The organism is Corynebacterium vitaeruminis (genome assembly GCF_001054325.1).
GTDB classification, from domain to species: Bacteria; Actinomycetota; Actinomycetes; order Mycobacteriales; family Mycobacteriaceae; genus Corynebacterium; species Corynebacterium vitaeruminis_A.
This window is the reverse complement of the sequence record NZ_JVVM01000025.1, coordinates 1-12,050: the sequence shown is the minus strand read 5'-3', so window position 1 is coordinate 12,050 and position 12,050 is coordinate 1. Positions and strand designations below refer to the sequence as shown.

Here is a 12,050-nt window from a genome sequence, read left to right as displayed (position 1 = left end):
CCCTTTCCCTCCGCATCGAAGTAATGCGGAAACCAAATTCTCTGCGGAGGTTTTTGTACGTTGTCGTCTGTGTTGGGTTATTCGCGAGTTAGGGCTTCCCGACCCTGATACTCACGCAATGTTTCGTCGTTAAGCGCGAAACTATGCGGAGTCAGCGTCGGAACGCTCATCGCGGGACAGGTTAATGCCGAGGGAAGCGGTCGCGTGGTCGAGTTCCTCATCATCAGAGGAGCCCAACTCAACCGGAACGCCATCGGCCGAAAGGACCTCAACGTTCAGGCAGAGCGACTGCAGTTCCTTCAGAAGCACCTTGAACGACTCCGGAATACCCGGATCCGGAATGTTGTCGCCCTTCACAATTGCCTCGTAGACCTTGACACGGCCAACCACGTCATCGGACTTGATGGTAAGAAGCTCCTGCAGGGTGTAGGCAGCGCCGTATGCCTGCATTGCCCACACCTCCATCTCACCGAAGCGCTGACCACCGAACTGTGCCTTACCACCCAGCGGCTGCTGGGTAATCATGGAGTACGGGCCAGTGGAACGAGCGTGAATCTTCTCGTCGACCAGGTGGTGCAGCTTCAGCATGTACATGTAGCCCACCGAGACCGGGAACGGGAACTTCTCGCCAGAGCGGCCGTCGAACAGCGTGGCCTTACCGTCCGCGTTGACCAGCACCTCACCATCACGGTTCGGGCGGGACGACTCGAGCAGACCAGCGAGCTCCTCGTTCTCAGCACCGTCGAACACCGGGGTTGCAACCAGGGAGTCGGACGGAACGTCGTGCAGGTCGGCCGGAAGGCGCTTAGCCCAATCCGGGTCCCCCTCAATGCTCCAGCCGGCCTTCGCCAGCCAGCCGAGGTGAACCTCGAGAACCTGGCCGATGTTCATACGACGCGGAACACCGTGGGTGTTCAGAAGGATGTCAACTGGGGTGCCGTCCGGCAGGAACGGCATGTCCTCCTGCGGCAGGATCTTGCCGATAACACCCTTGTTACCGTGGCGACCTGCCATCTTGTCGCCGTCCTGGATCTTGCGCTTCTGCGCAACATAGACGCGGACCATCTCGTTGACACCCGGTGCCAAGTCGTCATCGTCTTCACGAGAGAAGACGCGGACGCCGATGACCTTGCCGGACTCACCGTGCGGAACGCGCATGGAGGTGTCACGGACCTCACGGGACTTCTCACCGAAGATAGCGCGCAGCAGGCGCTCCTCCGGAGTCAGCTCAGTCTCGCCCTTCGGGGTGGTCTTGGCGACCAGGATGTCACCGTCACGAACGTCGGCACCGATGCGGACGATACCGCGGTCATCCAGATCCTTCAGCATCTCCTCGGATGCGTTCGGGATGTCCCGGGTGATTTCCTCCGGACCCAGCTTGGTGTCTCGGGCATCAATCTCGTGTTCCTCGATGTGAATCGAGGTCAGGATGTCTTCCTCAACCATTCGCTGGTTCAGGATGATGGCGTCCTCGTAGTTGTGGCCTTCCCACGGCATGAATGCCACGAGCAAGTTCTTACCCAGTGCCATTTCACCGTTATCGGTACCCGGACCGTCAGCGATGACCTGGCCGGCCTCAACGCGCTGACCCTCGTCAACCAGTGGCTTCTGGTTGTAGCAGGTGCCCTGGTTGGTGCGCTCGAACTTGCGCAGCAGGAAGGTGTGGCGCTGACCCTCATCATCCATGATGGTGATGAAGTCAGCCGACACGGTCTCAACAACACCAGATGCCGAAGCGACAATGACGTCGCCGGCGTCGTAAGCAGCACGCTGCTCCATACCGGTACCGACGAATGGAGCCTCCGAACGCAGCAGCGGCACAGCCTGGCGCTGCATGTTCGCGCCCATCAGAGCACGGTTAGCATCGTCGTGCTCGAGGAACGGAATCATGGCGGTAGCCACAGAGACCATCTGACGCGGGGAAACATCGAGGTAATCGACCTCATCGGCGCGGACGGACTCGACGTCACCACCCTTCTTACGAACAGACAGGGTCTCCTGAACGAAGTGGCCGTTCTCGTCGATTGGGGTGTTTGCCTGTGCGACGACGTAGCGGTCTTCCTCATCAGCCGTGAGGTAGTCAACCTCGTCGGTGATGACACCATCGCGGACGCGACGGTACGGAGTCTCAATGAAGCCGAACGGGTTCACGCGTGCGTAGCAGGACAGCGAACCGATAAGTCCAATGTTCGGCCCCTCTGGGGTCTCAATTGGGCACATACGGCCGTAGTGCGACGGGTGCACGTCTCGAACCTCAAGACCAGCACGGTCACGGGTTAGACCACCCGGGCCCAGTGCGGACAGACGACGCTTGTGGGTCAGGCCCGACAGCGAATTGTTCTGGTCCATGAACTGGGACAGCTGGGAAGTACCGAAGAACTCACGGATAGCCGCGGAGACCGGACGCACGTTAATCAGGGTGGTCGGCTGGATCGACTCCACGTCCTGAGTGGTCATGCGCTCACGAACCACGCGCTCCATGCGGGACAGACCCACGCGGACCTGGTTCTGGATCAGCTCGCCTACGGTACGCAGACGACGGTTACCGAAGTGGTCGATATCGTCGGTCTCAACCGGGATCTCGACGCCTTCCGGCGAGGTCATTACCTTCTCGCCGTCGTGCAGGCGCACAAGGTATTCAATGGTGGTAGCAATATCCTGCTCGGTCAGAACCATCTCACCGGAGGCGTCAGCGCCCAGGCCCAGCTTGCGGTTGGCCTTGTAGCGACCGACCTTAGCCAGGTCGTAGCGCTTCGGCTTGAAGAAGTTGTTCTCCAACAGAGCCAGCGCGGACTCGCGCGTCGGCGGCTCACCCGGGCGCTGCTTGCGGTAGATCTCCAGCAGAGCCTCGTCAGTGTTTGCCACGCCGTCCTTTTCCAGGGTGGCCATCATAATCTCGGAGAAGCCGAAGCGCTCCTTGATCTCCTCAGTGGTCCAGCCGAAAGCCTTCAGCAGAACCGTGACCGGCTGGCGACGCTTACGGTCGATACGAACGCCGACGGTGTCCCGCTTGTCGACGTCGAACTCCAGCCACGCACCACGCGACGGAATAATCTTCACCGAGTGCAGCGGGCGCTCGGTGGACTTGTCGATGGTCTCATCGAAGTAGACGCCCGGAGAGCGCACCAGCTGAGAAACAACGACACGCTCAGTTCCGTTGACGATGAACGTACCCTTGTCCGTCATCATCGGGAAGTCACCGATGAAGACAGTCTGGCTCTTGATCTCACCGGTCTCGCGGTTGGTGAACTCCGCGGTGACGTAGAGGGGAGCCGAGTAGTTGATGTCCTTATCCTTGGACTCATCCACGGTGTTCTTAACGGAGTCGAACCATGGGTCCGACAGCGTCAGGGACATCTTCTGGGAGTAGTCCTCGATCGGAGAGAGCTCTTCTAGAATATCTTCGAGACCGCTGGTAACCCGAGCGTCTTCTCCGAGCTCCTCCTGGCGACGGGCGCGCCACTCAGGCGTGCCAATGAGCCATGCAAAAGACTCACGCTGCAGGTCGAGCAGACCAGGAACCGCAATCGGCTCCTGAATCTTTGCAAACGAGTACCTCTTCGAAGCTCCGGGAATACCGGTTACTGCCTTGGTCTGGCGGGAGACTGCCAAGATGCGTCCTTCCAGCACCTCACGCGGTGGAGCACACCGGCAACCGGTGGTGCGCCCCGCCCGCTTGGTTTATACGCGATTCAAGTTGCAGGAATTATTTCTGTTGCGCACCGGGATACTTTGCGTCTAACCTTTGGTCACACACGAAAGTGATTCCCCCGCCACTCGGCCTCCAAAACCAGCCTTTAAAAGGCGAGCCCTCGAGCCCCAATAGCGGCGCCGCGGCAACTCTTTTAACAGCTAGATGCACGAAAAACGGTGCTACATAATAGCCCCGAGCCCCGCGCGCAACCTATAAAAGAGCTGGCGACAGATACACTAATTCCAGCGCAACGATTTAGCCTATATCAAAAACTGGAAGTTGTCTAGTACAACTTGACAAATCTGGCGTGTCGCATTCTTCCGCCACCGCCGTAAACAATGAGGTCTGGGTGCTATGACCGTCGTAAAGCGTTACTCTGCTTTACGACGGGTCGAGGGACGCACGATACCCACGATTGCGATGAACACCAGGATCGAACCAGACGTAATGAGACCAATCGACCAGGGCTCCAGCGCTGGGCGCTGGAAATTCTGTAGCGCGCCGAAGAGAAGCTGATTGGAAAGGCCTTCGTCCATCTTGCCATTGAAGCGCAGATAGTCCATGATTGGCTCTCCGTCGCGGGTCTCCCACCAAAGGTGGATGTCCTCGGCCATGTCGATGACCGAGCCTGACTTCGGCTCGACCCACAAATCACGGGTGCCTTCGTACTGCAAGAAGCCCGACTTCTCATCCTGGGTTAGCTGAGAAACGTAAGAACGGTACTTCTGGGCGAGATTCGTCTTCTCAATATCCTGACGGAAGTGCAGAATGCGGTTGCCACCGCGCTCCTCTTCCCCAACAAACTTTGCCGGTACGGAATCGTGAAGGAAGTCATCAAAGACCAGGTATTCCTTTTCTTCCGTGTCGGCTGGAAGCTTCACCCAATTCCCCTCGAAAGCCACCGACCGCGGAACGCCGGCCATGCGGTCAACGAGCGTTGCAGGAGCCAGCGCCTCGCCAGTGAGTCGGTCGATGGTCACTGTCCAGATATTGGCCTCGATGAGCTCGGTCAGCGGGTCAGTGCCCACAACCTCAGGGGGAAGCTCCCGCATTTCAGTCACGCCAACGCGAAGTGAAACCTTCTCTTCATCGGCGGGTTCAATAAGCACGCCGTGGAGTTGTCGCTGCAGCGGAGAATGAACCTCTTCCCGCTTGCCCTCTTCAGTAATCCTTGTGGACACGCCATCTTCCGCGCGCAGCGTGTACGACACCGGCGGCAGGTCAAGTGGCATTTTGGGATCAACATTGAGCACCTTGGGCAGCAGGATGCCAGCTGCAAGCAATGCGGTGCCTAGACCCAGCAGAAGGATAGACAGAATTCTCGGCCGTGAGAGCATGGTAGATACTTTACAGGCCAATCAGCTTAATCAAGTTAATGAGTGGGCTGGTTTTGTTTTAGTTTCCTGTGACAGGCGGGATTATTGAGGTTTACCGGCGGGCTGAAGGGCCCGCGACACCCAATAACAGAAATACCGCCAACCCCGAGGACGAAACCCAGAATTGGCGGTAAGAATTGGTAGCTTTAGGCCACTACCGGGGCCGAAGCAAGTAACTGAATTACTTGAGGGAGACCTTTGCGCCAGCCTCTTCCAGCTTGGCCTTTGCAGCCTCAGCGTCGTCCTTGGAAGCACCCTCCAGGACAGCCTTCGGAGCGGACTCAACCATCTCCTTAGCCTCCTTCAGGCCCAGGCCGGAGACGATCTCGCGGACAGCCTTAATAACGCCAATCTTCTTAGCGCCAGCGTCCTCGAGGACGACGTCGAACTCGTCCTTCTCCTCAGCAGCAGCCTCGCCGCCAGCAGCGCCTGCAGCAGCAACTGCAACCGGAGCAGCAGCGGTAACGTCGAACTCTTCCTCGAAAGCCTTCTTGAACTCGGTGAGCTCAACGAGGGTCATTTCCTTGAAAGCCTCGAGCAGTTCCTCAGTGGTGTACTTAGCCATGGATATTCTCCTATGAGTGTGGTGCGGCTGCTCCCCTCAGAGATCCCTGGGGTCGAAGCCGTCAAAGTGATATTTAAAAGTTTTTCGCGTGATTTAGTTCGCGTAGTTCGCGAGCCGCTCGGGATTACTTCTTTTCCTCGAGTGCCGCAGCAAGGCGGGCAACCGAGGAGGTCGGAGCATCGAGCAGGCCAGCGACGTTCGCCAGAACGCCGTTGAAGGCACCAGCCAGCTTTGCCAGCGTGGTCTCACGGTTATCCATATCCGCAAGAGCCTCGAACTGTGCTGCATCCATTGCAGCACCGTCCATGTAGCCGCCCTTGATCACGAGGTTCTTGTTGTCACCGGCGAACTTCTTAATCGCCTTAGCCGCATCCACAGCCTCGCCCTTGATGAAGGCGACTGCAGTCGGGCCGTTCAGGTGCTCATCAAGACCCTCAATCCCTGCCTCGTCGGCAGCGATCTTGATCATGGTGTTCTTGGCGACGGAGTACTTAACATCAGCACCGAGGGCGCGACGCAGTTCCGTGATTTCCGCAACGGACAGGCCGCGGTACTCAGTCAGCACGATAGCGTTGGACTCTTCGACGTCCTGCTTCAGTGCTGCAACAGCTGCAATCTTCTCAGCATTTACTGCCATGTGTACTCTCGCCTCCTTCCTGGTCTTTGCAATTTTCCGCTCGGCCAAATGAAGGATTCTTCTCGCGCAAATACAACAAACGCCCCAATCCTCGCACAAGGATGGGGCGCACAATTCTTTAGGCACGTTCCGCCTCAACTCCGCCAACCCCTTGGCTGGCAAGTGAAGTGCAACTGCGCTAGCGCTTCCAAGTCCTCCTGCGTGGGCCGCTCACTGTATTCCTACAATGAAACCTTCAATCCGCTTCTTTCAAAGCGAATGACCGACGGTCTTCGGTGAAACTTGAGTACCAGCTCGATCGTCCCAACTCGATGTTGGTACCGAATGGAAAGCCGGTCAAACTTCGTGAAGAAACTCTATACCAGACCCAGGCAATTAACCAAATCGCCTACCCGAACCGCGCTGCACCAGGCTCTCCAAAGCGGCCGAACTCCAGGTCCTTCTCGCGTTGCTGCACAATCCTCTCAAGCTCGGCAAAGTACGCATTCAGGTCCTCGTCGGCAAGCCAGAGCACCTGGTCGGCGTAGTCGAGTACTACGCGCACCATGTCGTCGGGATGCGCGTCCAACCGCGCGGCGTCAAGAATATCCACGGTGAGCGACAGAGCCACACGTACTACCGGCGGGATCTCCGGGGCCAGGCACTGCTGCGCCACAACATTGCGGAGCTCCACGGCCTCCATCCGTGCGATGACGCGCAGCAGCCGCACAACGACGACCTGCGCTGCCCGGGCATGTAGAGCTTCCTCCTCAGTCATACCCGGGCGCACCACGGAATCCTGGATATTGCGGCGAAGCACCTCAGTTACGCGCTCGTCCTCTCCCAGGCCCGTCAGCACCTCACCCAGCAGGGTTTGTCCCGCGATGCGCAGGCAGGGCATGTCATAGGCATCATCGCCCAACGAGTCCAGATACGAAATGAGCTCCGGTTCAATAATTCCGGAACCGTCGTCGAGCTGCGCCAGGCGATTAATCTCGCCAAGCGCCTCCAGCCCTTCTTCGGGTTCCAAAATTAACGTCATAGTCGCGATTTTAAGCAACAAACTTTGGCCGTGAGTCCGTTTCGGCTCGATTAATTGTCAGTATTAGCAATTCGCTTTACGACGTCTGCCGCGCCCCCAGCCCCACCGCGCCATCAATATCCCTTGTGAGAATGCAAAACCGCCGCCTCACACACTCGGAAAAGTGCGCGAGGCAGCGGTTTTCAAGAGCTTTGCTCCGAGTCACTCTCAAGCGACTTGCGAAGAGCTCACTCGCCTATCGGCTCATGCTGATTTAGGCGGTGTAGTCCTTGATCACGCTGGTGTCAACCGGGATACCCGGGCCATTGGTGGCGGAGACGGTGATCTTCTTCAGGTACTTGCCCTTAGCAGCGGACGGCTTGAGACGCATCAGCTCGTCGATAAGCGCGCCGTAGTTCTCGGCCAGCTTCTCGGCGTCGAAGGAAGCCTTACCGATAACAGCCTGCAGGTTTGCAGCCTTGTCAACGCGGAAGGAAATCTTACCGCCCTTGATCTCGGTGACAGCCTTGGCGACATCCGGGGTAACGGTGCCGGTCTTCGGGTTCGGCATGAGACCACGCGGGCCGAGGATACGAGCCACGCGACCAACCTTGGCCATCTGATCCGGGGTTGCGATAGCAGCGTCGAAGTCGGTCCAGCCGCCCTGGATCTTCTCGATCAGCTCGTCGGTGCCAACGAAGTCAGCGCCGGCCTCTTCAGCCTTGGTGGCGTTCTCGCCAGCGGCGAAGACGACAACGCGGACGGTCTTACCGGTGCCGTTCGGCAGGGAGACAGTGCCGCGAACCAGCTGGTCAGCCTTGCGCGGGTCAACGCCCAGGCGGATGGCGACGTCGATGGTGGCGTCGTAGTTCTTGGAGGAGGTCTCCTTGGCCAGGTTAGCGGCCTCGAGCGGAGAGTAGATGCGGCCGGCGTCGATCTTCTCGGCGGCGGCGCGGTATGCCTTAGAGTTCTTGCTCATGAAAAGTCCAATCTCAATTAAGTGAAATGGTTGGATTGTGGTGTTTAGCGGGCCGAAGCTGGCCCTACCACTTTATTGAGGGTGTGCAGCGAGACGCTGACGGTTTACTTAGCGCCCTCGACGGTGATGCCCATGGAGCGAGCGGTACCGGCGATGATGCGTGCACCCATCTCGATGTCGTTGGCGTTCAGGTCCGGCTTCTTCATCTCAGCGATTTCCTTGCACTGCTCCCAGGTCACAGAACCGACCTTGTCGGTGTGCGGAACGCCCGAACCCTTCTGAATGCCAGCGGCCTTCAGCAGCAGCTTAGCTGCCGGCGGGGTCTTCAGAACGAAGGTGAAGGAGCGGTCTTCGTAGACGGAAATCTCAACCGGGACAACGTTGCCACGCTGGTTCTCAGTTGCTGCATTGTAAGCCTTGCAGAACTCCATGATGTTGACACCATGGGCACCCAGTGCCGGACCAACCGGCGGAGCCGGGTTAGCCTGACCAGCCTGGATCTGCAGCTTAATAATCGCAGAAAGCTTCTTCTTCGGAGCCATCGGATTAACCTACTTCCTAGTTACCGGGGCACGCCGCCCCGATGAAAAGGCGACTCACCCCGTCCGGATGCCGACGCTTTACGACGACCCTTGCGCCCTCGACCATAAAAGCCGCTGGCGCTGGTCATCGAGTTGGTGCCAGCCACCGGGGATACGAATTACTTGGCGCATCTGTGCTCAAGGCACAAAAATGCACGCCTGGCTACGTTACCGCAGCGTATGGCGTGCATCAAAATCCGTTACCGGATTGGTTGCTCGAGAGAGCTAGCTGGTGCCTTTGCTCGACGCTTAGCTTGGCGCCTGGCTTAGTTCAGCTTCTCGACTTCGTCGATACCCAGCTCGACCGGGGTCTCACGACCGAAGATGGAAACCAGAGCCTTCATACGACCGGTGTCCGGGTCAATCTCGGAGATGGTCGCAGCCACGGATGCGAACGGGCCGGAGAGAATTGTGACGGACTCGCCGACCTCGTAGTCGATGGCGACAGTCTTCTTCTCCGCCTGTGGGGCAGCTGCGACAGCCAGCTCGCCGTCGGCGTTTGCCGCATCTTCAGTGGCGTCCGCAGTGATGGTCTCCTTCGGCATGAGGAACTTAGCAACCTCACGAATCTTCACCTTAGACGGCTGCCCCTCGCTACCGACGAAGGAAGTAACACCCGGGGTGTCGCGGACGACAGACCAGGACGGGTCATCCAGGCTCATGCGGACCAGAACGTAGCCCGGCAGCAGCTTGCGCTTGACGATCTTCTTCTTGCCGTCGTCCTTGCGCTCTTCGACTTCCTCAACCGGAACGATAACTTCGTGGATCTGCTCATCGACACCCATGGTCTGGGCGCGCATCTCCAGGTTGGTCTTTACCTTGTTTTCGTAGCCGGAGTAGCACTGGATGATGTACCAGTCGCCCGGACGACGCTTGAGCTCACGCTGGAACTCGCGCAGGCGCTTACGGTACTCAGCGTCTGCGTCGGCAGCTGCCTGCGTCTCAGCGTCAGCGGCGGTCCCCTCAGCCGGAGCTGCATCGGCTGCAGCAGTGTCGGCTGCAGCAGTGTCAGCTGCGGCCGCGTCCTCAGCCGGAGTCTCTACCTGAGCCTGTGCGTCCTGCACATCCTGCTCAGTTGCGGCAGCGTCCGCGGACTGGGCATCGGGCTGGGCGTCGGAGAAAATATTCTGACCATCGTTCATGTCGTGCTAACCCCTCTTGTATCTACATCAACGGTTCGCGACATTGGCATCTTCACTCAAAGAGTCTTAAGAGCCAATATGCCATCCGCAATCACTTCGCACAGCCAGACACCAGCTGCGCTAACGAATAATCCCGCCGTCCGGAACTCGGAGGCGGGATGAAAAGCATCACTGCGAGACAGTATAACCGATTACTTGCCCAACACCGATCGGACACCCAGACCGGCCAGTGTGTCCACGCCCCACACGAGAGCAATCATGGCAATCAGGAACAGAATCACGATGATGCTGTAGGTGACCATCTGGCGGCCGGTCGGCCAAATCACCTTACGCAGCTCGTCAACAACCTGCTTGATGAAAACCACAGGGTTACGAGTCGAAAGCTCGTTGGTCTCCTGCTCACGCGCAGGCTTCTTCGCCACGGTGGTCTGCGCGCCCGTCGCCTGGCGCTTACCGGTCGGGCGAGCCGCTGCCTGGAAAGTCTGGTTTTCCTCAGCCACGATGCTCCTTCGCTACTTCGTGCATATGAGAACTAAAGATACTGCACAGTGAAACTCAAGCGTGAATCCTTCAAGGACGAACTCCGGAGATGACTTCCGAAGCTCAGTCCCACTGCGCAGAGCAAGTCTGGTTCAGTGCGTAAATTCTAGCCGGTTATCCACCTTATCGAAGAAACGCCCCTCGTGGGAACCGCAGGCTTCGAGATTCGATTCCACTGTTGGCCTTGCGGCGATACTCCCTGACGGCCACTTCACTGCTCCTTCGCCCTAGCTCGGCCTGCAAGCTCGAGCTACAAGCTTGGGCTGCAGATGTGAAACTGTGCGAGTTTATGACACTTTCAGGCCATTTTTCGGGCGATTTTTGTCATAACCGCAGTCAGTAACTCGCATTGGCCCATCGCCGCCGAACATAAACGAAAAACCCGCCACCCAGCCGCATTTTCATACGCCTTGGATGACGGGTACTTGCAGGGGCGACAGGACTCGAACCTGCAACCTGCGGTTTTGGAGACCGCTGCTCTACCAATTGAGCCACGCCCCTTCACCACCAGCAAAAGAACTTTCCAGTCCTTAGCTGACAATGTCCCACCTTACTGCATTGCAGCGTTATCAAGGCGGGGTTCGACGAACATCACTGTCCGTAGTAGCGATGGGGGGGATCGAACCCCCGACCTCACGATTATGAGTCGTGCGCTCTCACCATCTGAGCTACATCGCCCCTATTCTCTACCGGACATAAGTCCGTATAAAAGAACAGAGCCCCCTGACAGAATCGAACTGTCGACCTTTTCCTTACCATGGAAACGCTCTGCCGACTGAGCTAAGGGGGCATCAGCATCCGTTGAACTCAGCACGTAACTGCGGGCCAATAATTGACCGTTCGTTTCGCTCTGTGCTCTCCGTGAAGCCTTGCAAAGATTAACCCGAAATCACCGCTAAGCACAAATCAGCAGGTAGGCAGCGGTATTTCTTGTCACGTCTGCCGACATTTTGGCTCGCACTTATGGATGATCTATTCACTTATCGATGAGCCTCAGCGGAACCATAAGTGAATAGCTCATCGATGGGTGGCCGCCCCTAGCCCGAACCGGGTTAAGTGACAAAAAGTGTGTCTGATTTTCAGGATATCTACTGATCAGGACGCATAAAACAGGCTTGAATAGGGTCCTAGACCTTATTCAAGCCCGTTTCTTGTTCAATCCATCGGAATGGCACCCGCATGTGGTAGCAGGGTCTTGGTTGTCTTTCCGGGTGACTCATAACAGACCCCGATGCCCCGTATGCGCTGGGCAAATGAAGAAAAACGGCACCACAACCAAAGGGACAACCAGATGGAGGTGTAAAAACCCTGACTGCGGAACCTCCACCACACGCCACCGCCCCGATCAGACCCACACCCGGGATTTCAAAGCGTTTCACGCCTACGTCACCGGCACTGCTTCTTTAACCGACGTGGCCAACACCTTGAACGTCTCCCGGCGCACGCTCGACCGCCGGTTCACCTCGTTGTGGCTTATCGATGTGCCCAATACCCCAGACCCCAACCGCATCTACGACCAAATCTTCATCGACGGCA

Annotated in this window: 10 protein-coding genes and 3 tRNA genes; 1 reads left to right on the top strand and 12 read right to left on the bottom strand. The window is 57.8% G+C overall.

Annotation, left to right across the window (positions count from 1 at the left end; all coding sequences use genetic code 11):
* Positions 1–141: 141 nt before the first annotated feature.
* The 12 genes from ADA16_RS07520 to ADA16_RS07465 form a co-directional block, all read right to left on the bottom strand.
* A complete protein-coding gene (locus ADA16_RS07520) occupies positions 142–3,630 on the bottom strand; it encodes a DNA-directed RNA polymerase subunit beta (RefSeq protein WP_048760599.1) in 3,489 nt (1,162 codons plus the stop codon).
* Between the two features lie 435 nt (positions 3,631–4,065).
* Positions 4,066–5,031, bottom strand: coding sequence for a DUF3068 domain-containing protein (locus ADA16_RS07515; RefSeq protein ID WP_048760598.1), 966 nt, complete (start codon positions 5,029–5,031; stop codon positions 4,066–4,068).
* Positions 5,032–5,251: 220 nt separating this feature from the next.
* On the bottom strand, positions 5,252–5,635 hold the full coding sequence (gene rplL / locus ADA16_RS07510) for a 50S ribosomal protein L7/L12 (RefSeq protein ID WP_048760596.1): 384 nt from the start codon (positions 5,633–5,635) through the stop codon (positions 5,252–5,254).
* 124 nt (positions 5,636–5,759) lie between these two features.
* Entirely contained in the window at positions 5,760–6,272 is a 513-nt protein-coding gene (gene rplJ, locus ADA16_RS07505; RefSeq protein WP_048760594.1) for a 50S ribosomal protein L10, read from the bottom strand.
* Between the two features lie 388 nt (positions 6,273–6,660).
* Positions 6,661–7,293: a hypothetical protein gene (locus tag ADA16_RS07500; protein ID WP_048760592.1), complete on the bottom strand. Its 633-nt coding sequence runs from the start codon at positions 7,291–7,293 to the stop codon at positions 6,661–6,663.
* 253 nt (positions 7,294–7,546) lie between these two features.
* Entirely contained in the window at positions 7,547–8,251 is a 705-nt protein-coding gene (gene rplA / locus ADA16_RS07495; RefSeq protein ID WP_048760590.1) for a 50S ribosomal protein L1, read from the bottom strand.
* 104 nt (positions 8,252–8,355) lie between these two features.
* The gene (gene rplK, locus ADA16_RS07490) at positions 8,356–8,793 is read right to left on the bottom strand and encodes a 50S ribosomal protein L11 (RefSeq protein WP_048760588.1); all 438 of its coding nucleotides are present in this window, start codon (positions 8,791–8,793) and stop codon (positions 8,356–8,358) included.
* 305 nt (positions 8,794–9,098) lie between these two features.
* Complete coding sequence (gene nusG, locus ADA16_RS07485; protein ID WP_048760586.1) at positions 9,099–9,974, bottom strand: transcription termination/antitermination protein NusG; 876 nt, start codon at positions 9,972–9,974, stop codon at positions 9,099–9,101.
* A 191-nt stretch (positions 9,975–10,165) separates the two neighbouring features.
* A complete protein-coding gene (gene secE, locus ADA16_RS07480) occupies positions 10,166–10,474 on the bottom strand; it encodes a preprotein translocase subunit SecE (RefSeq protein WP_048760585.1) in 309 nt (102 codons plus the stop codon).
* A gap of 468 nt (positions 10,475–10,942) precedes the next feature.
* Positions 10,943–11,015, bottom strand: a tRNA-Trp gene (locus tag ADA16_RS07475).
* A 103-nt stretch (positions 11,016–11,118) separates the two neighbouring features.
* Positions 11,119–11,192, bottom strand: a tRNA-Met gene (locus ADA16_RS07470).
* A 39-nt stretch (positions 11,193–11,231) separates the two neighbouring features.
* Positions 11,232–11,304, bottom strand: a tRNA-Thr gene (locus ADA16_RS07465).
* A 421-nt stretch (positions 11,305–11,725) separates the two neighbouring features.
* On the opposite strand from ADA16_RS07465, the gene ADA16_RS11015 reads away from it, so the two are divergent.
* Positions 11,726–12,050 (top strand): transposase-like zinc-binding domain-containing protein (locus ADA16_RS11015; protein WP_422647617.1); only part of this gene is annotated, 325 nt, incomplete at its 3' end.